18 protein-coding genes are annotated in these 21515 nt (G+C 71.9%); 13 read left to right on the top strand and 5 right to left on the bottom strand.

Annotated features, from left to right (window positions below; all coding sequences use genetic code 11):
• The first annotated feature begins 17 nt into the window (after nt 1-17).
• Nucleotides 18-710 (top strand): class I SAM-dependent methyltransferase, encoded by a 693-nt coding sequence (locus tag ACFVSN_RS41345; RefSeq protein WP_387958663.1) that lies wholly within the window; start codon nt 18-20, stop codon nt 708-710.
• A gap of 97 nt (nt 711-807) precedes the next feature.
• On the opposite strand, the gene ACFVSN_RS41340 is transcribed toward ACFVSN_RS41345, so the two are convergent.
• Nucleotides 808-1827, bottom strand: a complete 1020-nt coding sequence (locus ACFVSN_RS41340) for an LD-carboxypeptidase (RefSeq protein ID WP_387958707.1) — start codon at nt 1825-1827, stop codon at nt 808-810.
• Nucleotides 1828-1940: 113 nt separating this feature from the next.
• Between ACFVSN_RS41340 and ACFVSN_RS41335 the strand changes: the two genes are divergently transcribed.
• Nucleotides 1941-2510, top strand: a complete 570-nt coding sequence (locus tag ACFVSN_RS41335; protein ID WP_387958661.1) for a hypothetical protein — start codon at nt 1941-1943, stop codon at nt 2508-2510.
• A 199-nt stretch (nt 2511-2709) separates the two neighbouring features.
• A complete protein-coding gene (locus ACFVSN_RS41330) occupies nt 2710-3543 on the top strand; it encodes a hypothetical protein (RefSeq protein ID WP_387958659.1) in 834 nt (277 codons plus the stop codon).
• 70 nt (nt 3544-3613) lie between these two features.
• On the opposite strand, the gene ACFVSN_RS41325 is transcribed toward ACFVSN_RS41330, so the two are convergent.
• Together ACFVSN_RS41325 and ACFVSN_RS41320 are read right to left on the bottom strand one after the other, a co-directional pair.
• Nucleotides 3614-3802 carry a DUF397 domain-containing protein gene (locus ACFVSN_RS41325; RefSeq protein WP_387958657.1) on the bottom strand — a complete coding sequence of 63 codons (189 nt, stop codon included), beginning with the start codon at nt 3800-3802 and terminating at the stop codon, nt 3614-3616.
• Nucleotides 3799-4668: a Scr1 family TA system antitoxin-like transcriptional regulator gene (locus tag ACFVSN_RS41320; RefSeq protein ID WP_387958705.1), complete on the bottom strand. Its 870-nt coding sequence runs from the start codon at nt 4666-4668 to the stop codon at nt 3799-3801. The genes ACFVSN_RS41325 and ACFVSN_RS41320 overlap by 4 nt, the downstream gene beginning before the upstream one ends.
• A gap of 127 nt (nt 4669-4795) precedes the next feature.
• Here ACFVSN_RS41320 and ACFVSN_RS41315 point away from each other — a divergent pair, with 127 nt between their 5' ends.
• From ACFVSN_RS41315 to gntA, 8 genes are all read left to right on the top strand, one after another.
• Nucleotides 4796-5263: an ATP-binding protein gene (locus ACFVSN_RS41315; RefSeq protein WP_387958655.1), complete on the top strand. Its 468-nt coding sequence runs from the start codon at nt 4796-4798 to the stop codon at nt 5261-5263.
• 297 nt (nt 5264-5560) lie between these two features.
• A complete protein-coding gene (locus tag ACFVSN_RS41310) occupies nt 5561-6883 on the top strand; it encodes an ATP-grasp domain-containing protein (RefSeq protein WP_387958653.1) in 1323 nt (440 codons plus the stop codon).
• 185 nt (nt 6884-7068) lie between these two features.
• Nucleotides 7069-8223 (top strand): condensation domain-containing protein, encoded by a 1155-nt coding sequence (locus tag ACFVSN_RS41305; RefSeq protein WP_387958651.1) that lies wholly within the window; start codon nt 7069-7071, stop codon nt 8221-8223.
• Nucleotides 8223-13172 (top strand): amino acid adenylation domain-containing protein, encoded by a 4950-nt coding sequence (locus ACFVSN_RS41300; protein ID WP_387958649.1) that lies wholly within the window; start codon nt 8223-8225, stop codon nt 13170-13172. Before ACFVSN_RS41305 ends, ACFVSN_RS41300 begins: the two co-directional genes overlap by 1 nt.
• A 14-nt stretch (nt 13173-13186) precedes the next feature.
• Nucleotides 13187-14080 (top strand): alpha/beta fold hydrolase, encoded by an 894-nt coding sequence (locus tag ACFVSN_RS41295; RefSeq protein WP_387958647.1) that lies wholly within the window; start codon nt 13187-13189, stop codon nt 14078-14080.
• Nucleotides 14077-15324 carry an MFS transporter gene (locus ACFVSN_RS41290; protein ID WP_387958645.1) on the top strand — a complete coding sequence of 416 codons (1248 nt, stop codon included), beginning with the start codon at nt 14077-14079 and terminating at the stop codon, nt 15322-15324. Before ACFVSN_RS41295 ends, ACFVSN_RS41290 begins: the two co-directional genes overlap by 4 nt.
• The gene (locus ACFVSN_RS41285; protein ID WP_387958643.1) at nt 15321-17102 is read left to right on the top strand and encodes a non-ribosomal peptide synthetase; all 1782 of its coding nucleotides are present in this window, start codon (nt 15321-15323) and stop codon (nt 17100-17102) included. The genes ACFVSN_RS41290 and ACFVSN_RS41285 overlap by 4 nt, the downstream gene beginning before the upstream one ends.
• Before the next feature lie 43 nt (nt 17103-17145).
• Nucleotides 17146-17820 (top strand): guanitoxin biosynthesis heme-dependent pre-guanitoxin N-hydroxylase GntA, encoded by a 675-nt coding sequence (gntA, locus tag ACFVSN_RS41280; RefSeq protein WP_387588767.1) that lies wholly within the window; start codon nt 17146-17148, stop codon nt 17818-17820.
• A gap of 205 nt (nt 17821-18025) precedes the next feature.
• Here the strand turns inward: gntA and ACFVSN_RS41275 are convergent, their stop codons facing one another.
• The gene (locus ACFVSN_RS41275; protein ID WP_387958641.1) at nt 18026-18775 is read right to left on the bottom strand and encodes a hypothetical protein; all 750 of its coding nucleotides are present in this window, start codon (nt 18773-18775) and stop codon (nt 18026-18028) included.
• Between the two features lie 387 nt (nt 18776-19162).
• Here ACFVSN_RS41275 and ACFVSN_RS41270 point away from each other — a divergent pair, with 387 nt between their 5' ends.
• Both ACFVSN_RS41270 and ACFVSN_RS41265 read left to right on the top strand, forming a co-directional pair.
• Complete coding sequence (locus ACFVSN_RS41270) at nt 19163-19699, top strand: DUF2716 domain-containing protein (RefSeq protein ID WP_387958640.1); 537 nt, start codon at nt 19163-19165, stop codon at nt 19697-19699.
• 45 nt (nt 19700-19744) lie between these two features.
• Nucleotides 19745-21010: an APC family permease gene (locus ACFVSN_RS41265; protein ID WP_387958638.1), complete on the top strand. Its 1266-nt coding sequence runs from the start codon at nt 19745-19747 to the stop codon at nt 21008-21010.
• Here ACFVSN_RS41265 and ACFVSN_RS41260 read toward each other — a convergent pair.
• Nucleotides 20991-21497, bottom strand: coding sequence for an FBP domain-containing protein (locus ACFVSN_RS41260; protein WP_380445822.1), 507 nt, complete (start codon nt 21495-21497; stop codon nt 20991-20993). The genes ACFVSN_RS41265 and ACFVSN_RS41260 overlap by 20 nt on opposite strands.
• Between the last annotated feature and the right edge of the window lie 18 nt (nt 21498-21515).

Raw genomic sequence — 21515 nt, 5'->3', positions numbered from 1 at the left:
ACAGAGGACTCTTGATCATGAACCTTCGCACTGCACTCGGTCGCCCCGGAGCGCGATGGGGGTTGACCGCGGCGGCGGCCGGCGCCGCGGCCCTGTCCTGGTGGGCGTTCGACTCCGCCCCCTACCCGTACGCGCAGCGCCGGCTCCTCGACCTGCCCTTGCCGCTGCTCAGCCAGGAGCGGCTCGATTCGATGCTGGAGTTGCGTCAGGGCGAGCGGGTCCTGGAGGTCGGACCGGGCACAGGCCTGCAGGCTCTGCAGACCGCCCCGCAGCTGGGCACTGACGGTCGACTCGACATCGTCGACGTCCAGCAGGAGATGCTCGACCACGTGATGAGCCGGGCCGCACAGCGCGGTCTCACCAACATCGCGCCGACCCGGGCGGACGCCCACCACCTGCCGTTCGAGGACTCCGTGTTCGACGCCGCCTACCTGGTGACGGCCTTGGGTGAGATCCCGCAGCCGGAGGTGACGCTGACGGAGCTGAGCCGGGTGGTGAAGCCGAACGGACGGATCGTGGTGGGCGAGTTCTTCGACCGGCACCAGGTGCGGCGCGCCACCCTGGCTCGCCATGCCAATGCTGCGGGACTCCACGTGACCCGGCTGATCGGCCCGCCGTTCTCCTACTACGCCCGGCTGGCGCCATGCCGACCGGACGGGTCACGGGCGCCGCTGACAGCCGCCGGCACCCGTCACCGCACCGCGGCATAGGGAACGAGCAGCGGCAAGCGCCATCTTCGGGTGTGAGTGGACGTCACGTGCGAAACCGGGTGGACGCTCAACGCGTCGGCTTGGTGATCCGTGGCGCTCAGCTGGCCGGTCCCGTCGTCGCGGGCGGCCCTACCGCCGGTTCGAGTAGCGACAGCGTCCGCTGCTGCGCGTCGAGGCCGACGCGGATGCCGACCGGCATCGGCAGGTTCGGGCCGGCGTGCCCGAAGTCGACGTTGCCCAGGACCGGGATGTCGCGGTCGCCGAGGACGTCGAGGACGATCTCGGGCAGGGTCGGGGACGCGTCGGGCTCCAGTCCGACGATCTCGCGCGGAACGCCCACGACCATGCCCGAGATCCGGTCGAGGATGCCGGAGTGCCGCATCACCTGCAGGTAGCTCCACACGTGGGAGGCCAGGCCGCCCATCTCCTCCCAGAACAGCACCGCACCGTCGAACCGTTCGAGCGGGAGGGAGAATCGCGTCGCCTGCGCCAGCACGATGCGATTGATCACCCCGCCGATCAGCCGGCCCTCGGTACGACCGGGACGCCAGCACTCCCACGACGGGCTCGCCGGCAGCGCGCCGATCGCTTCGGTACCGGTCAGCAGCCTGGAATAGAGACTCTCAAGTTCCGCTCGGCGCGCCACGGGTGCGGACTGCCAGTGCCCGCCGAAGCCGGGAACGGTCATGTCGGCGTGGAACCCGACCAGACCCGTGCGCGCGTAGAGCACCAGGTGCAGCAGCGAGATGTCGCTGTAGCCGAGGATCGGCTTGGGGTCGGCCCGGATCGCCTCGACGTCGATCAGGTCGAGGTAGCCGAGCACGGCCTGACCGCCGTCACTCGCGACGATCGCGCGCACCTCGGGATCACGTAGGAGGCCGTTGAGCTCACGGGCGATCTCCGCCGGCGTGGCCGCGCTCCACCAATGGCTGCGTCCGGCTTCGAGCAGCGGAGCCCGGCGCACGCGGAAGCCCATCCGCTGGAGCACGACCACCGTCTGCTCGACGTTGGGCTCGTAAGCGGCGGGCAGGGGACCGGAGAGTGAGGCGATGACAACCAGGTCTCCGGGCCTCAGGGCACGCGGTCGGAGCAGTCGAGGCGGTGCGGAACCAGTCATGGCGTCAGTGTCTCCGGTGCCGTCGGTGGGGTCACGCGACTTTCGCCGGCCCGCCGCCCCGGGATCCTGCCTGGCCATGGTGCCGGCCCGGTCGGCGGGTCTACCTTGGCGCGGTGAATGCTTCGACCGACGCCGCTCGACGGCGGCGCCTGTTCTTCGCCGTCGGGTGGTCCGTAGTGGTGCTGGGAATCGCCGTGCCGCCGCTGGTGGTCGGGCCGGCCTTCGTGCGCTCGGGGGCGATGCTGGTGCCCGGGCTGATGGCCGTGTTCGGGCCCGCGACCCTGCTGGAGGCGGTCATCGCGCGGCCGAAGAGCGTGCGGGTGGCCGGTGGGACAGCCCGGGCCCGCAGCTGGACGGGCGAGCGGCAGGTGAACCTGCACGACCTCGCCACCGTGCGTGCCTGGGAGGGGATGGCGAGGGGGGCCCAACCGGTCTTCGTGTCCCTGGTGGACCGCTCGGCCGGGCGGATGATCCTGCGGGTCGACGACCAGGTCCGGCACCTGATCGCCGACGCGGTGCGCCGCCACGGCGCGGGGTACGTCTCACTGTGGGCCACGGAGCTCCTGGGCCTCAAGCCGACCCGCTGGTACGTCGCGGGCGCGCGGATCCTGGCTCTCTCGCTGGCCGTCCTCGCGCTGTTGGCCGGTGGGATGCTGGTGGCCGCGGCCCTCGCCCAACGCTGACGACCCTGACCGGCGCTGGGCGGCAGCCCGGTCACACCAAGCTCGCCCCGTTCGACGGTGACGGGCGGTCGGGCGAGGCGCCGGAGTGATCTGTTCGAATCATCCGAGTGAGGGACCACGGCCCGACGACCGGAGACAGGAGCAGAGGGGATACGGGAGAGCACTCCTGCCCGTCCCGTCCCCGTCCCCGGAGGAAGCGTTGAAAAGAACGCGGGCCCTGACCGTACTGATCGCATTGATCCTCTCCCTCGCCGCGCCGCCCGCGGTCGCCCGGGAGCCCGGCCCTCCGCCGGCGAGCCCGTCCGCCGCGCCGGCGGAGGCGCTCACGCAGGTGATCGGCGATCCCGTGGCCGTGCCCAAGAGCAACGTCCACGTCTTCTACGAAGCGACCGTGACCTGTCCGGCCGGCCAGACGCCGACCGGTGGCGGACCGAAGGTCTCTCCCTACGACAACCCCCTGCAGTTGATCAGCTCCTACCCGCGTGGCAACGGCTGGGTCGTCACGGTGGACGGCGAATCGGACGTCGACGCGACCCTGTGGGCGACGGTGATCTGTTCCACGGAGCCGCACACCCAGATCTCCAACGGCCCCGTCACGGTTGCACCTCGGAACGAGGGCGGTCTCTCGGCGACCTGTCCGGCCGGCCAGTACGCCACCGGCGGCGGCGGGCTCGTCGACCTCGGGGTCATCGATGTCGAAGGGTCCTTCGCCGATGGGAACGAGGCGAACAACACCTGGAATTACAACATCAACAACCCGTCCGGGAGGCCCCTGGAGTTGCGGCCCTTCGTGATCTGCTCGACCTCGCCCCATCACCACTACTGGGGCGACGGCACCAAACTCCCGTTCAGCCACGGGACCGCCCACGACCTGAAGTACTGCCCCACCGGCATGGTCACCGGCGGAGGCGCCATCGCCGTCGGGACGGCGATCTACGAGTCCAGCTTCTGGGGCAACGGCTGGCTGGCCCAGTCCGTGAACTATTCGGGGGACCACCCGGAAGTGCGCGCGAACGTGGTCTGCAAGGACTGAGCCGAAGGGATCGATACGGAGTGGGAAGTCGGCGGATCCGACTTCCCACGTACCGGCTCGGATTACGCTCTCAGGCCTCGGCGGTCGCGGCGAAGTCGACGAACGCCTTCCATGCGGCCGGCTCGAAGGCCAGCTGCGGGCCGCTCTTGTCCTTGGAGTCGCGCACGTGGACGACGCCGGGGGTCTCGGCGACCTCGATGCACTCGCCGCCCTCATTGCCGCTGTAGCTGCTCTTGAACCATGCCAGGTCGGTGCTCATCGTTCTCCCAGGATCTTCTCGATCAAGGCCATGGACGCCTCAGGGCCAAGGGCCTGCGCCCTGAGGGTGCTGTATCGCGCGTTCATGATCCGGACCTCGTCCGGGTCGGTGATCAGCCTACTGCTCGTCTGCACCTCGATGTAGGCGTGCTGAGGACGCCCTTTGGGGGTGATCAGGATGAACGGGCCACCCATGCCCGCGTGTTCTGTCCTGTCCAGCGGCAGCACCTGGATCACCATGCCTCGGGTCCGTCCGACCTCAAGGATGCGATGTAGCTGGGCTGTGTGTACATCCCAGCCGCCCAGGGGCCTGCGCAGCACGCCCTCGTCGATCACCCAGCTGAACATCCCCCGTGGCCATCGGGTGAGCACAGCCTGGCGCTCCATTCGTGCAGCCACCCGCATCTCGATCACCTCCTCGGACAGAAGCGGCTGCCTCATTGCGTAGACAGCACGGGCATGTTCCTCGGTCTGGAGCAGGCCAGGTACGTCGAGCGTGGCGTAGTTGTGATTCTCGACCGAGTCCACCTCCAAGGCCGCGTAGCCCCGGAACCAGTGCGGGTGCCGCATCCGTGCCTTGGCCCGCGCCTTGACCACGTCCTCCGCCGCGACGGCCAACAGGCCACCGGCGTTGAGGAGTTTGTCGAGCGCGACCAGCAACTCGGGCTGCGGGGTGCGCTTTCCGCGCTCCACGGCGCCGATCAGGTGCTCGCCGTAGCCGACCTTCTCGCCGAGTTCCTTCTGGGTCAAGCCGGCCCGCTCGCGCAGCAGCTTGATCTGCTTCCCGATGGCGCGGAAGAAGTCGGAGACCTCGCCCTCCTCCTCCGGCATCGTCGTCGTCGAGTCCTCGTCCCGGACTCCACCCATGGTGACCACCCCTATGATCCGATCACGCCCGCCAGAGGTGACAGGCGACAATCCGCTGCCGTACAAGCACTCTCCGTGCCTGCTCCGGCCATGGTCAGCGTACGTCTCTGCCGTCACGCTTTTGCTCATGAAGTCCGAAACCCCCCTCGACAATCCCCGCTCCCACACCTCCGTCCTCACCGCCACCCCCAAGGGCGCGGCGATCGGACGCCGGATCGCCCGCCGTCAACTCGCCGCCTGGCGCCTCAACTTGACGGCCACCGAGGCGTACTACGCCGCCCTCCTCGTCGTCGGCGAGCTCGCGGCCAACGCGATCACGCACGGCCGCGTTCCGGGGCGCGGGTTCGAGCTCCACCTCTGCCTCACCACCACCGTGCGCCGGGGCACCACCCTCCGTATCGAGGTGTCCGACTGCCGAGGGGACCGCCTCCTCCCCGTCCTCCCGGTCAGACTCACGCCCAACTCCCAGTCCGGGCGCGGCCTCGCGCTCGTCGACGCGCTCGCCGACCGCTGGGGTACGATCCCGCGCCACCCCAACGGCAAGACCGTCTGGGTCGAACTCGACCTCCCCGCCGGCGGCGCCGATGCGGCCTGACGTCACCCCCGCCACCGCGACCGCCTGCACGGTCCTGCCGATCGCCCTCGTCCTCGCTCTCCTCATCTGGCTCTCCCCTCTCGCCCGTCACCACCCGCACCATTCGCCCCAGCGGAATCCGACTGCGACCCTTACTCCCGTTCGGTGATCAATTCGGTCCGGTTCCCCGAGCCGGACCATTGACCAGCGGAAATGATGAAGTACCAGCCGGTAAGTACGGTGACGAGTAAAGAAACGTCAATCGCCAAGTCCGTCCCTACCAGCCCCCGTTGCCCCTGTGCTAGTGTCGCCAGCGGCATGAGTGAGCGCGGTCAGACCGGGGGAAAGCTCGTGGCAAAGCCTCGTGTCCTCATCATCGGGGACAGCATTCGAATTGTTCCGAAGGCCACGTCGGCCGATGTCGACGTCGTTTACCTCCAGAAGCCTTCGCAATTCGACCAGGCGGTTATTCCGTTCTGTCGTCAGCTCGTTCTGGTGGACTATCAGCACGTGCCCTCCGCCGTCGCCATGACGCGGGCCCTGCACGAGCTCGGCCCGATCGACCGGATCGTCACCCAGACCGAGGCGGCCCAGCTCGTCGCGGGTCACCTGACCTCGCTGCTTGGCATCGCCGGCACCACGGAACGCACCGCCCGGCTGCTGCACGACAAGTCGGCCATGCGTGCGCTCCTCAACGAGCGCGGCATCGGCCCGGTGCCCTTCGAGCTGAACCCCACCCACGCGCAGCTGCGCGCGTTCGTCGCGGCGCACGGTGCCGCGATCGTCAAGCCGACGATGGGGTCCGGCAGTCTCGGGGTGCGGCGGATCGCATCGCTCGACGAGGTCGACGACGTGTGGGCCTGGTGCCAGGAGTTCGGGCTCGGTGAATTCCAGGTCGAGCAGCTCCTGGTCGGCCCGGAACTGAGTGTCGAGGCCTTTTCCGAGGCCGGGCGGCACACCGTCGTCGCGGTCACCGCGAAGGACACCGACGGCGGGACCGTCGAAGTCGGGCACGTCATTCCCGCGCCCATTTCCGACATCGAACTCTCGGAGATCAGTGATGTGACGATTCGCCTGCTCGACGCGGTCGGATTGCAGGACGGTCCCTCGCACACAGAGGTGATCGTGACCGCCGACGGACCGCGCATCATCGAATCGCACACCCGGCGCGGCGGCGACCGCATCAACGATCTCGTGAAATTGGTGTACGGGATCGACATGGAGGAAGCCGCTTTCCGGCTGGCCGGCCGGGGCTCTCCGCTCGACGGCCTCCACCCGGCGCGCGGTGCGGCGGCGGTCCGCTTCCTCACTGCCGACCCGGGTGTCGTCACGTCCGTGACCGGTGTCGACGCGGCGAAGGCCGTCGAAGGCGTCGTGGACGTGGTTGTGAGCGTCCGGCCGGGTGGGGTGGTGTCGGAGCTGCGCTGGTCGGACGACCGCTGCGGGCTCGTCGTCGTCCACGCCGAGGACGTCGACACGGCCGTGGCCCTGGCCCGCAAGGCGGCCGCCCACGTGGTGATCACCACCGAGCCCGTCGCCGAAGGCCCGGACGCGGCGGCGACGCCCGAGACGCTGGACGCCATCCTCCGCCCCTACGACGAGGTGTTCGACCCGTTCCACGGGTCCGTCGACGCCTCGTAGGCAGCGGCGGGACCCGTCCGAACGTCGACCTGGTGCGGCGTGGGAGTGGCCTGCCCCGGTTCCGGCCGGTGGCGGCAACTCCGCTGCGGCACGCCGTGATTGTGCACAACAGCAAATTCACGCCTACGGGCTGAAGCCCTGCCCCGACTTTGGAGTGCGGTATGGCCGCGATCCCTCAATCTGGCATGCGCATGCTCTCCCACACCCAGGAAAGCCTCTGGCTCTTCCACGAGCTCGCCGGTTTCGACGAACCGGCCTACAACGAATCGGTGGCCTTCGACATACGCGGCCCGCTCGATCCGGAGGCGTTACGCGGGGCCGTCCACGCGACGGTCCTCCGGCACGACGCCCTCCGCACCACGTTCCTCGAAACCCCGGACGGCCCGCGGGCCAGGGTGCACGAATCCGCTCCGGACCGCATGACCTTCGCCGACCTCCGCACAACCGCCCCAGCCGAGGCCCGCGTTCAGGCGGACGAGCTGCTCGCCGAGCACCACCGGCACCCGTTCGACCTCGCTGTGGCCCCGCTGCTGCGCACCCTCCTCGTGGCGCTGCCGGGTGACCTCTGGCTCCTCGCCCTGACGGCTCACCACATCGTCATCGACGACTGGAGCATCCATCTCGTCCTGGACGAGATCGGGGAGAACTACCGCGCGCTCACGGCGAACGGCCGGATCCCGGAACGGCCCGCCGTCGGCGCCGCGTTCCGTGAGTTCGTGGCGGCGAGCCGCACGGCCGATGCCACCGCCGACCAGGCCGAGAAGGTCGAGCGCTGGCGCCGATCCCTGGCCCACTGCCCTGAGTTGCTGGGCATGCCGCTCGACCGCCCGCGACCCGCCGTGCAGACCTTCCGCGGCGACAGCCTGACGGTGACCGTCCCGCGCGCGGACGTCGAGCCGCTGCTGAAGGAGTGCGCGCGCGAGTGCCGCAGTACCGCGTTCCCGGTGTTCCTCGCCGCGTACGCCGTGCTGCTGAACCGGTACACGCGGCAGGACGGGATCGCCGTCGGCACCACGGTGCTCAACCGGCCGGGCGCCGAGGACCTGGACGAGGTCGGCTGCTACGTCAACACGCTGCCCCTCTTCGTCCCCGTGGACCCGGACGACAGCTTCCGTACGGTGCTGGGCAGCGCGCAGGAGGCGGCCGAGCGGCTGCTGGACGACGGTGACACCCCGTATCCGAAGGTGGTCGAGGCGCTCGGGGTCGAGCGGCCGCGCGACCACAACCCGGTGTTCCAGACCATGCTCACGCTGCTCGGCGGCCGGCCCGCGCTCGACCTCGGGCCCGGCCGGTCGCCGAGTACCGCCCGGTCCGCCGCACGGCCGCCAAATTCGACCTGATGCTGTACGTCGAGGCGGCCGACGACGCGTACGCGTTCGAGCTGGAGTTCAACACCGACCTTTTTGCGCGCGAGACCGCCGGGCGGATCCTGCGGAATTACGCGCAGCTCCTGGCCTCGCTGGCCGCCGCCGGCGTCGACGCCCCGGTGGGCGCGGCGTCGATGACGCGCGAGGCGGACCGGCGGCTGATCCTCGACGACTGGAACGACACGCGGGCCGAATACCCGGCCGGGACGGTCGTCGACGTCATCGAGGAGCAGGTCCGGCGGACCCCGGACGCGCTCGCCGTCGCGTTCGACGGTGAGCGCCTCACGTACGACGAGCTCAACCGGCGGGCGAACCGGCTGGCGCACCGGATCCGTCGGGAGCTCGCGGCGCGCGGGAAGGGCCCGTTCGTCGGCGTCTTCATGGAACGGTCCGTGGAGATGGTCGTCGCGCTGCTCGCGATCGTGAAGGCGGGCTGCGCGTACGTCCCGATCGACCCCGAGTATCCGGCCGCCCGGATCGCCTTCATGGTGCAGGACGCGGACCTGCCGCTGATCCTCACCCAGGAGCGGCAGCGCGAGGCGCTCGGTGAGGTGACGGCTGACGTCCTCGTCCTGTCGGGTCCGGAATCGTGGCACGAGGACGACGCCGACCCCGTACGGGAGTCGAGCCCCGCCGACCCCGTCTACATGATCTACACCTCCGGCTCCACCGGGCAGCCCAAGGGCGTCGTCAACCGGCACGACGCGCTCGCGAACCGGCTGCACTGGATGCAGTCCGCCTTTCCCCTCACAGGCGAGGATCGCGTCCTGCAGAAGACCCCGTACAGCTTCGACGTGTCGGTGTGGGAGTTCTTCTGGCCGCTGATGACCGGCGCGGCCATCGTCGTGGCCAAGCCCGGCGGGCACCGGGACCCGGACCACCTGAAGGAGCTTATCCGCTCCGCCGCCGTCACGACCGTGCACTTCGTGCCCTCCATGCTCAACGTGTTCCTGGAGGCGGACGGCCTCGCCGGCCACTGCGGCTCGCTCAAGCGCGTCGTCTGCAGCGGGGAGGCGCTGCCGCGCAAGACCATCGAGGTGTTCGACGCCGCGCTCCCGGGCTGCGAGTTGCACAACCTGTACGGCCCCACCGAGGCCGCGATCGACGTCTCGCACTGGCCCTGCACGACCGACTACCCGGGCGAGATCGTCCCCATCGGCACGCCGATCGCCAACGTGCGGCTGTATGTCCTTGACAAGGATCTGCGGCTCCAACCAGTGGGCGTGCCAGGCGAGTTGTGCATCGGTGGCGTGGCCGTCGCCACCGGCTACCACGGGCGCGACGAGCTCACCGCCCGGATGTTCGTCGCCGACCCGTACGGCACCGCACCCGGCGCCCGTCTCTACCGGACCGGTGACCTGGCGCGCTTCCTGCCGGACGGGCAGATCCAGTACCTGGGCCGCATCGACAACCAGGTCAAGCTGCGCGGACTGCGCGTGGAGCCCGACGAGATCGCCGCCGTGCTGCGGGACCTGCCCGGTGTCCAGGACGCGGCCGTCGTCGTGGACTCGTCGGGGCCCGCGCAGGCGCTGGCCGCGTACGTCGTCAGCCAGGCCTTCGACGCCGACGACTTGCGGGCCCGGCTGCGCAAGCTGCTGCCGGAGTTCCTCGTGCCGCAGTACCTCGTGGGGCTCGACGCCCTGCCCACGACGCCGAACGGCAAGCTCGACCGCCGGGCGCTGCCCGCGCCGACGGCGGGTGCCGCCGGGACCACGAGCCCCGGCCCCGCACCCGCCACGGACGCCGAGCGTGCTGTGGCCCGCGCCTGGCAGGAGGTGCTCGGCCTGGCCGAACCGGTCGGTCTGGACAGCAACTTCTTCGCGCTCGGCGGCGACTCGATCCTCGCCCTGCGCGTCTCCTCCCGCCTGCGCGCGGCCGGCTACCCGGCAGGCCTGCGCGATGTGTTCGCCCACGCGACGCTCGGGGAGCTCGCCGCCTCGCTCACCCGGGGCGGCGCCGCTGAGGCGGCCGTCACGCCCGCGTTCGCACTCGTGTCGGACGAGGACCGGGCCCTGCTCCCCGCCGACGTGGTCGACGCGTGGCCGCTCACGAAGCTCCAGTCCGGCATGATCTACCACTCGCTGCTGGACGAGGACTCGCCCGTCTACCACGACATCTTCGACTACGAGCTCGCGGGCGTGACCGACCCGCACCAACTGGCCCGTGCTGTCCGTGAGACCGTGGCCAGGCACGCCCAACTCCGCTCGTACTTCGACCTGGAGAACTACGAGGAGACGCTCCAGATCGTCCTCGCGGAGGCGTTGCCGGCCGTAGAGTTCGTGGATGTCTCCCAGCTGTCCTCCGGCGCACAGGACAAGGCCGTCGAGGACTGGATCGAGGCCGAGAAGCACCGCCCGCTCGATCTCGCCCGGCCGCCCATCCGCTTCTGCGTTCACGTGCGGGGCGCGGACCGCGTGAACCTGGCGGTCTCGTTCCACCACCTGATCCTGGACGGGTGGAGCGTCGCACTCGTCGTCGAGGAGATCCGGCGGCGGTGCGGCGAACTCCCCGGCGGGCGGGTGACGGCTCCGGCGCCGAGCTACGGCACGTACGTGGCGCTGGAACGCGAGAGCGCGCAGCGGCCCGAGGACCGGGCCGCCTGGCGGCGCCTGCTCGGCGGCCACGCCGCGACGCTCGTCGCGGGCCGTCCGTCGCCCGGCCAGGAGATCGAGACCGCGGCGGTCGAGCGGATCGTCCCGGCCGACCTCGAAGCCCGGCTGCGCCGGCGCGCCGCCGCCCTCGGACTGCCGCTCAAGTCGCTCTACCTGGCCGCGCACTGCGCCGCGCTCGCGGAGCTCAGCGGCGCCTCCCGGGTGATCGCCGGCCTGGTCGGCAACGGCCGTCCGGAGATCCCGGGCGGGAGCGAGATGGTCGGCCTGTTCCTCAACACCCTGCCGTTCCCCGTCGAGGTGGGCGAGGCGGACGACCCGGCGCTGCCGACCACGGTCTTCGCGCGCGAGCGCGAGCTGATCCCGCTCCAGCGGTACCCGCTCGCCGACATCGAGCGGCAGCACGGGGGAGCGCTCTTCGACGTCGTCTTCAACTACACCGACTTCCACGCGTACGCGGCGGGAGCGGGTGGAGTCGGGGTAGCGGGTGGAGCGGGTGGAGCGGGTGGAGCGGGCGGAGTAGGGGGAGTCGGCGAGGTCGCGGCGCAGGAGGGCCCGGTGACGATCGCGAGCGCCCGGTACTTCGAGCTCACCAGCTTCCCGGTGCTGGTCCACGTCCACCGGGACCACTTCGCGCACGCCACGGAGATCGCCGTGTGCCACGACCCGTCCCGGATCAAGACCGCCACGGCGGAGGCGTTCGTCGACGACTTCCTCGCGGCCCTCGGGCGCTACGCGGCCGACGGGGCGGCGGGCGGCGACGAGGACGAGACGGAGCTCGCCGTCGCCGGGATCATCGCGAAGGCGGTCGGCCGGGAGACGGTCGGGGCGAACGAGAACTACCTCGACGCAGGGGTCGACTCGATCACCTCGATCCGCATCCTCGTCAAGCTCCGCAAGGTGTTCCCCGGCGCGGCGATGCGCGACGTGATGGAGGCGCGGACGGTCCGGGCCCTCGTCCGTCGCCTGGCGGGGCAGACGCCCGTCACCGAGGCGGTGCAGGCGACGGAAAGTGTCGCCGCGGCCGGGCCACTGCCGGAGGGCGTCGTCGACGCGTACCCGCTCACGGCCACGCAGCTGCGGATGCTCGAAGCGACGCGGCGCGACCCGGCGCAGTCCGCGTACCACGACGTCTTCGCGTACACCGTCGCCCTGCCGCTGGACGAGCCGCTGCTCCGGGCCTCGCTGCGGCGGATGATCGAGGCGTGCGAGACCCTGCGGACCTCGTTCGACCTGGACGCGCGGCGGCAGCTGGTCCACGCCTCGGCCGAGCCCGACCTCACCGTGTACGACGACGGCCCGGCCGACGCCTGGTTCGAGCGCGAGCGCGGCTCCGGCTTCGCCTGGGACCGGCCGCCGCTGCGGTTCGCCGCCCACCGGCTCGCGGAGGATCGTTTCGTCCTCTCGCTCGGTTTCCACCACGCGATCGTCGACGGCTGGAGCCTGTCGCTGCTCGTCCGGGACCTCCTGCTCGCGTACACGGGCACGCCGGTGGAGTGGCCGCAGCCCGGTTCCTTCCGCGCCTACGTGGAGGCGGAGGCTTCGGCCCGCGCATCGGAGGAGTCGCAGGGGTTCTGGCGGGACGTCCTCGCCGGACATCCCGGGACGGCGCTGCCCGGCTATCCGTCCGACGGCCGCGGCGCTCGTTGGGCGGAGGCCACCGTCGTCGTCCCGGCTGAGCAGGAGGCCGAGCTGCGCGAGGTCGCTCGGAGCACCGGGCACCCGCTCAAGCACGTGCTGCTGGCGGCCCACCTGCGGGTCCTGGCGCTCGTCACCGGTGAGCAGGACGTCGTCAGCGGGGTGTTCACGCACGGCCGCCCCGAGACGGACGGCGCCGAGGCGCTGGTCGGGATGTTCCTCAACTTCCAGCCGCACCGGGTGCGCGTCGACGGGCAGACGTGGCCCGAGCTGATCGACGAGGTGTTCGCGTTCGAGATGCGGGCGCTCGCCCACCGGCGGTGCGCGGCGCCCGAACAGCCCCGCTACGCAGCGCTGTTCAACTACACGGACTTCCCGGCCTACTCCGACGTGGCCGCCGATCGCGCGTACCTCACCGACGTCCGGTGGTTCGAGCACACCGACGCCCCGCTCCTCGCCACCGTGGGCCGCGACCCGGCCCGCGCCGCGCTGGAGATCACCCTCGACGCCGACGGCCGGCGGCTCCCGCAGGCGGTGCTGGACGACCTGGCCCGCCTGTACTCCGCCGTCCTCGCCCAGATCGCCGCCCGCCCGACCGGCCGGGTCCACGACATCACCGACGAGATCCGCACCCGCACGGACGACCTCCGCGCGCGGCAGAACCCGTCCGCCTGAGAGAGGAAAAACTCGTGACAACGATCGACCAGAGCGCCCAGGAAGGCGTGCGCACCTTCGAGCAGCCGGACGGCTACCTCACCCACTACCGGGTGTGGGGCGCCGAGACCGCCCCCGACCTCGTCGTCATGCTGCACGGCGGCATGAGCCACTCCGGCTGGCAGGCGCCCCTCGGCACCCGGCTCGCCGAACTCGGCGCCGGCGTGGCCTTCCTCGCCGTCGACCTGCGCGGCTCCGGGCTCAACGCCGTGCGCGGACACATCCCCGCCGGGGACCTGGCTGTCGAGGACGTCGCCCGCCTCCTCGACAGCATCCGGGCGGCCCGCCCCGGGACCAGGATCCACCTGGCCGGCTGGTGCTTCGGCGCCCAGGTGGCGACCGTCGTCGCGGCCCGCCTCGCCGAGCGCACCGTTCTCGCGAGCCTGCTGATGGTCTGCCCCGGCTTCTTCTTCAACGAGCGGTACAACGACGTCCTCGACCGCTCCATCGACGCCGCCCTCGACGTCGTCGAGGTGCTCGACCTCGGCGTCGAACCGAGCCGCCCGTTCATCAAGATCCCGCTGCGCCCCGGCGACTTCACCGACGACGCGGACTGGCTCGCCGCCATCGACGCCGACCGGCTCAAGCTCGGGCACGTCACCGTCGGCACGGTCGACTCCTGGGAGGAGATCGCCGTCGCCTCCGAGAAGGACTACGCCCGGATCGGGCGGCTGCCGGTGCGGGCCGTCTTCGGCCGGCGCGACAAGCTCGTCGACAACGCCCGCGTGCGCGCCTTCCTCGAAGCGCACCCGGACCTGGAGGTGCACGAGCTCGACACCGGCCACGCCGTCCAGTTCGAGGAGCCGGACGCGCTCACCCGGCTGATCGCGGCGTTCGTCACCGGCGTCGCCGCCGGGCCGACGCCGTGACGCTCGGGATCGACCGCTACCGGAAGGCGCTGTCCACGCCCGGCGCGTGGGGGTTCTTCATCCCCGGGATGCTCGCCAGGTTCCCGATCGGGATGACCGGGATCAGCATCCTGCTCTTCGTCTCCGAGACGCGGCACGACTACGGCACCGCGGGCGCCCTGTCGGCCCTCGCCGCGATCGGGTACGCCGTCGCCGCACCGCAGCTGGCGCGCCTGGCCGACCGGGTGGGGCAGCGGAGGGTCCTGCTGTCCTGCGCGGCGGTGTGTGGCGTCAGCGGCAGTGCGTTCGTCGTGAGCGCGCTGCACACCGGCATGCCGCTGTGGACGCTGTTCGTGACGGCGGCCGTGATGGGCGCGGCCACGCCCGCGATCGGCTCGATGGTGCGGGCGCGGTGGAGCGGACTGCTGGAGAGCTCGCCGCTCAAGGGGACGGCGTTCGCGCTCGAATCGCTGGTCGACGAGGTCATCTTCATCGCCGGCCCGGTCGTCGCGACCTCCCTCGCCGTCGGTGTGAACCCGACCGCGGGCATCATCGGCTCCCTCGTCCTCGTGTGCGGCGGCAGCGTCCTGCTGTCGCTCAGCGGCCGGACCGAGCCCCGGCGGCGGCCCGGCAACCGTGTCACGGGCAGCGCCCTGTTCCTCGGGCCGGTCGCCGTCGTCGCGGGCGTGAACCTGTGCTTCGGCGGCATGTGGGGCTCGGTCGACATGGCCACCGTCGCCTTCTCCGGCGCCGAGGAACAGAACTTCATGGCGGGCGTGCTGCTCGGGATCTACGCGATCGGGAGCTCCGTGGCCGGCGTCGTGTACGGCGCGCGGGAATGGCCGGCGCCGCTGGCGCAGATCCTCCGCGTCTCGACCGTCATCATGGCCGTCGGCATCCTGCCGATGCTCCTCGTGCACAGCTTCCTCGCCGCCGGGATCGTGCTGCTGGTGGCCGGGGCGAGCTCCTGCCCGGCGATGATCGCCGCGATGATGCTGGTCGGGGAGGGCGTTCCCGCCTCCCGCCGGACCGAGGCGATGGCCTGGCAGTCCACGGCCCTCTGGCTCGGGGTGGCGGTCGGCTCCTCGGCCAGCGGCCACCTCGCCGACTCCTTCGGCGCGCACGCGGCGTACGCCTTCGCGGCGCTGTGCGGCGGCGTGGGCTTCGTGGTCGTCATGGCGGGGCGACGGCGCCTCGAACCGCAGCCCGCCCTGCCTGCCACACCCCCGTCGAACCTCCAGACTTCCGAGCCGGGTACCCGATGACTTCCTTTCCCTCCCCACCGTGGATCGCCGACCGGATCCGAGCGCGGGCCGAGTCCGCCGACCCCGCCGTCCGTTCCTGCGTTGCCCTCCGCACCACCCGCGCCGACACGACCTACGCCGAACTCTGGGAGCGCGCACAGAAGACGGGCGCCGAGCTGTCGGCCCTGGGCATCGGACCCGGCGACCTCGTCGGCATCCGGCTGCCCTCCGGCCCCGGCGTCGTCGTCGCCATGCTCGCGAGCTGGCTCGCCGGAGCGGCCTTCCTGCCGATGGCCGCGGCCGTGCCCGACGAGTACCGGGACCGGCTGCTGAGCAGATCCGGGGCCCGGGCCCTCGTCGACGCCGACGGCCCGCGCGCGCTCGCCGGAGCGGACGCGGGCACGGCGGCGCAGCTGAACGTCGGACGCCTCGCCGACCGGGCGGCGTACGCCATCTACACCTCCGGCTCGACCGGCACCCCGAAGGGCGTGCTCGTCGGGCAGGACGCGCTCGCCGCGCACGCGCAGGGCGTCGCGGACCTGCTCGGGCTCCAACCCGCCGACACCGTACTGCAGTTCGCGGGGCTCGGGTTCGACGTCGCGCAGGAGGAGATCTGGCCCACGCTCGCCGTCGGCGGGACCGTGGCGTTCCTGGACTCCGCTGATCGGGCGCTACCGTCCGTCGAACTGGCTTCCCGTGCTCGCGAGTTGGACGTCTCGATGCTGCAACTCCCCACGGCCTACTGGCGTCTGCTGTGCGCGGAGATGCAGGGCTCGGACGTGTCCTTCGCCGGTGTCCGTACCGTCGTCATCGGCGGGGAGAGCGCCGGCACCAGCGACGTCCACGCCCACCGCGCCGGACCGCTCGGCCACTGCACGCTCGTCAACGGCTACGGGCCGACCGAGACCGTCATCACCTGCACCGCCCTCGTCCTGCGCCCCAACGACCCGCTGCCGACCACCACCGGCCTGCCCATCGGCGGCCCCGTCGGCGACCGGCGGCTCCACATCCTCGACGCCGACCGGCGCCCGGCCGAGCCCGGCGCGCCCGGCGAACTCTGGATCGGCGGCACCCCGCTCGCCGACGGCTACCTCGACGACCCTTCGCGCACCGCCGAGAACTTCCGCCCCGACCCGTTCTCGGCCGTCGACGACGCCCGCATGTACCGCACCGGCGACCTCGTGCTGCGCCACCCGGACGGCGCCGTCGAGTTCCTCGGCCGCCTCGACAACCAGGTCAAGGTGCGCGGCCACCGCATCGAGCTCGACGAGGTGGACCGGCACCTGCTCGACACGCCCGGCGTCACGGCCGCCGCCGCCGTGGCGATCGACGACGGGACGGGGACGGGTGGACGGACGCTCGCCGCCGCCGTCTCGGTCGGTCCGGACGGCCCGACGGCCGACGGGATCCGCGACCACCTGCGGGCGCGCCTGCCCCGGCACATGGTGCCCGGCCTGATCCTCGTCCGGGACCGGCTGCCGCTCACCCCCTCGGGCAAGATCGACCGCCGGGCCGTCGCGGCCGCTGCGACAGCTACGACGGTCGCCGGTCCGGAGCCCGACGTCGTCGCACACACCGCCCAGGCCTCCGAACTCTCGCTCCTGCTGGACCTCGTCCGCACGCTACTCCGCGCGCCCGACTTCGGCCCCGACGACGACTTCCTCGCCCGCGGCGGCGACTCGCTGGTCGCCCTGCGCGTCAGCGGGGCGATGAAGCGGCACGGCTGGCGCCTGCGCGCCTCCGACCTGGTGGCGGCGGGCAGCGCGCGTGCGGTGGCGGCCCGGATGGAGCGGTTCTGAGCCCCGGCCCCCATGATCCATCATTCGTTATGAGGAGATACCGATGACCACCACATCCATCCACCGGCAACTGACCGCCTGGATCGAGAGCGAGGACTTCTCCTGCCTGGGGGCCAAGGCGGCGCTGCGCCGCGAGAGCCTGCGCCCCATCCAGGTGGGACCCATGGGCGAGGCCGCGACCACCGAGGCGCTGCACGACGCCCTGGTCGACTTCGTCACCCACGACCTGGGCCCCGACCAGAACTTCGCGTCGATCGTCGCCGTCTTCGACGGCCCGTCAGGCCTCCCCGAGCCCGAATTCCACGCCCTGCTGTGGCGCCAGCTCGCCGACCTCCACGCCCTCGACGCCGACAGCGGCTACCCCTGGGCGGAGGGAGCCAATCCGGACCCGGAATCCCCGTCGTTCGGCTTCAGCATCGCCGGCCACCCCTTCTTCATCGTCGGCCTGCACGAGAACGCGTCGCGGATCACCCGGCGGTTCGCCTTCCCCGCGCTGGCGTTCAACTCGCACCACCAGTTCAAGCGCCTCGTGGAGAACGGCGTCTACGGCGGCCTCCAGCGCCGCATCCGCGAGCGCGAACTGCGCCTCCAGGACTCGATCAACCCGAACCTCGCCGAGTTCGGCGAGTCCTCCGAGGCGCGCCAGTACTCCGGGATGGCGACGGACGGGGAGTGGCGCTGCCCGTTCCAGGCCCGCTCGGAGCAGCCCGGGGCATGATCCGGACGGGAGCTGCGCCGCCGACGTGAGGCCGGGCCCGGCCACTGGGCCCGGCTGTCGGCGCGGGCCGATAGGGCGTGGACGAACTGCACTCCTCCGACTCCGGTGGGACCGTGGAGTGGCAGGTGGGGGAAGGCAAAGGCGGTCCTCCAGACCCACGTCGACGGCTACGGCGACATCGAGCTCCACCTCCGGCTCCCGGCCGTCACCGACCAGGGCGGCGGGTGAGTCGGTCGGCCGGGCGCATCAGCCGCAGGTCCTCGCCCCACGCGTCGAGCGTCGGGCCGTGTCCGGCGGCCCGGGCCACCGCCTCCACGCGGGCGAAGAGGTGCTGCTGCGAGGGCACATCGCCGGTTCGCTGGATGCGCCCGATGGCGCTCAGGAGCTCGTCGGTGTCCCAGCCGGGCAGCGGGTGCCTCGCCAGCTCCCACGCGAGGTACTTGTTGTACGGGCGGGGGCGGCGGTCGAGCACGAAGAGCAGCTCCAGGAGGTGCCCGACGCTCTCGGCGGCGTCCAGGTGCGCGGCGAGGTCCAGGCCGTCGCGGGCGTTCTTGACCGAGCGGTAGAGCCAGTTGGCGTAGGCGTCCAGCCGGTCGGCGGCGGCCGCACGGGCCTCGCCGGCGTCGAGTCGGCCCATCGCGGCGATGATCGCGGTGATCGTGCGGCCGGCGGTCCGGTCGAGCAGGACGCGGGCCCGCGCGAGGGCGTAGCGCTCGAAGGGGTGCCGGTGGCGCAGGCCGTCGACCGTCGTGACGACGACGTCCAGGGCGGCGGAGCGGTGACCGTCGAGGTCGGCCAGGCCGGTGGTGGCGTCGTCGGCGAGGACGAGGTACACGTCGTGGTCGGAGCGTTCGGTGGCCGTGCTCTCATGGGCGTGGGAGCCCTTGAGGACGAGGCCGACGACGTCCGGATCGGCGGTGGCCCGGTCGACGAACGCTTCATATTCCAGCGACATGTGAGGACACTCCCGGTCAGTCGAGCACGTCGTGCGAATGGTCCGTGCCCTGGAGGAACGGCGGCAGGCGGTTGAGCGAGTGGTCGGGCGTCCGGGACCAGGTGGCCAACTACCCATTGATGGAACGATGTTGATGGTCGTGGGCTCAGCAGGCAGTATCCATGGCCGTCACCATGCCAGCCCGCAGGGCCCGTCGCGACCGGATTTGCCGTCAGGCGGGCCGCAGGGGAGCGGCCGTCGGCAGACCGCGGGCGCGGCCACCGTACCGTGAAGTGCCGCAGGCGTACACACGTTCGCTGACCAGGTTCTATGAGAGAAATCCGGGACGGGTTGCGGACACATGCAGGGGTGGCAACAGGGGGGTCGGTCCTTGATAAGTTCACCCCCATGACCACCGAGGCCCTGCGGCGACTCAACGACTCCGAGCACGGCGAGATCTGGAACCGATTCCAGGCCGCGTTCGACTTCCGACCCGACACGTCCGTCATTCCCGGCATCTCGGAGCCCGCGTCCTCGGTGACGTGGAGCCTCGACGCGCTGGACGACGACCCGGGGTACCGGAAGCTCGACCGGCTCGTCGGCGTGGTGCAGGACGGGCTCGCGCGATGTTGCCGGCCCGGCGAGGCGCTCTGGCTCCTCGACCAGCCGCACGCGTCCTACCGGCTGCGCCCGGACCTCGTGCCGGACGGCGCGGCCACGCCTCGCGTCGTCGAGGGGCAGCCGTGGCAGGGGTGGCCGCTGAGCCCGTACCCGGACGGGAACCACTCCGTCCAGCTCGCCGAGGACTTCCGCTTCGGCGTCTTCGGGCACCCGTCGGAGAAGTCCCTCTGCGTGTTCGGCACCGATCTGCTCGACGCGATCGCCGGCGAGGTCGACGGCCTGCTCCCGCAGGTCATCCGCCGGGACGGCAAGCCCGTCGGCTGACGCTCGCCCCCCGGAGCCGGAGCCGGGGGCGGACAGGGGAGCACCGTGGGACAACCGTCGACAGATCACGCCCCGGACGGGCTCGGGCGGCGGCTCGGCACGTTCGACGCCGTCGTGATCGGCCTCGGCTCGATGATCGGGGCGGGCATCTTCGCCGCCCTCGCCCCGGCTGCCGGTGCCGCGGGGTCCGGACTGCTTCCCGGGCTCGTGCTCGCGGCCGTGGTGGCGTACTGCAACGCGACGTCGTCCGCCCGGCTCGCGGCCCGATACCCGCAGTCCGGCGGGACGTACGTGTACGGGCGGGAGCGGCTGGGCGAGTTCTGGGGCTACCTGGCCGGGTGGGGGTTCGTCGTCGGCAAGACCGCGTCGTGCGCGGCGATGGCGCTGACGGTGGGCGGCTACGTCTGGCCGGGGCAGGAGCACGCCGTGGCGGTGGCGGCCGTCGTGGCGCTCACGGCGGTGAACTACGGCGGTGTGCAGAAGTCCGCGTGGTTCACCCGGGCGGTCGTCGCCGTGGTGCTCGCGGTGCTCGCGGCCGTTGTCGTGGCGGCCCTGACGTCCGGTGGCGCGGACGCGGCCCGGCTCGGCCTCGGTGCGGACGCGTCGTTCCACGGGGTGGTGCAGGCCGCGGGACTGTTGTTCTTCGCGTTCGCCGGCTACGCCCGGATCGCCACCCTCGGGGAGGAGGTCCGCGACCCGGCCCGCACGATCCCCCGGGCGATCCCGCTGGCCCTCGGCATCACGCTCGTCGTGTACGCGCTGGTCGCGGCCGCCGTCCTGGCGGTGCTCGGGCCCGAACGGCTGGCCGCCGCGGGTGCGCCGCTCTCGGAGGCGGTACGGGCGGCCGGTGCCGCGTGGCTGGCCCCGGTGGTGCGGGCGGGCGCGGCCGTGGCGGCGCTCGGCTCGCTGCTGGCGCTGATCCTCGGGGTCTCCCGGACGACGCTCGCGATGGCGCGCGACCGCCACCTGCCGCACGCGCTGGCGGCGGTCCACCCGCGCTTCCGGGTGCCGCACCGGGCGGAGCTCGCGGTGGGGGCCGTGGTGGCGGCCGTCGCGGCGACGGCGGACCTGCGCGGGGCGATCGGCTTCTCGTCCTTCGGCGTGCTCGCCTACTACGCGATCGCCAATGCCTCCGCCTGGACGCTGACCAGGGCCGAAGGCCGCCCGCCGCGGGCCGTCCCGGTGGTCGGCCTCGCGGGCTGCCTGGTGCTGGCGTTCGCGCTGCCGCCGTCATCGGTGGCCGCCGGCGCCGCCGTTCTCGCGGTCGGCGCCGGGGCCTACGCCGTGGGTACTACGCGACGGAGTCGGTGAGCACCTTCGCGAGGAAGGCGTCGAGATTGCCCACCGTGCGGACGATCTGCTCCTCCACCGGCAGCGACTCGTTGGGACGCGTCACCAGCGTCGACTTCTTGAGTCCGCGCACGTACAGCGAGCAGGCCAGGTCGGCGCAGATGTAGCTGCCGACGGAGTTGCCCTCGCGCCCGGCGGCGCCGGCCCGGCGGGCGGCCAGCAGCGCGACGCCGGAACCGGCGTGGGCGGTGACGCACAACGAGCACACGTTGCTCTTGGTGAGGCTGCGGCGCACCGACGGCACCCGCAGGGTGACGCCGACGAGCTCGCCGCCGTGGTGGGCCACCAGGTAGGCGCGGTCGGGCGCGCCCGGATCCCGCCAGCCGAGGAAGTCCAGCTGCTCCCACGGGAGTTCGGCCAGCCCCCGGGGGAGGTTGAGCCGGCGGGCCTCGCCCTTGGAGCAGTTGACGAAGGATTCGCGGATCTCGGTCTCGTTCAGGGGTTGCATGGGGCGGAAGCTAACACC

It is taken from the genome of Kitasatospora sp. NPDC057904 (genome assembly GCF_042887925.1).
In the GTDB taxonomy this organism is placed as follows: Bacteria; Actinomycetota; Actinomycetes; order Streptomycetales; family Streptomycetaceae; genus Kitasatospora.
The sequence above is the reverse complement of the archived record's forward strand: the minus strand, read 5'-3'. Positions and strand labels throughout refer to the sequence as shown.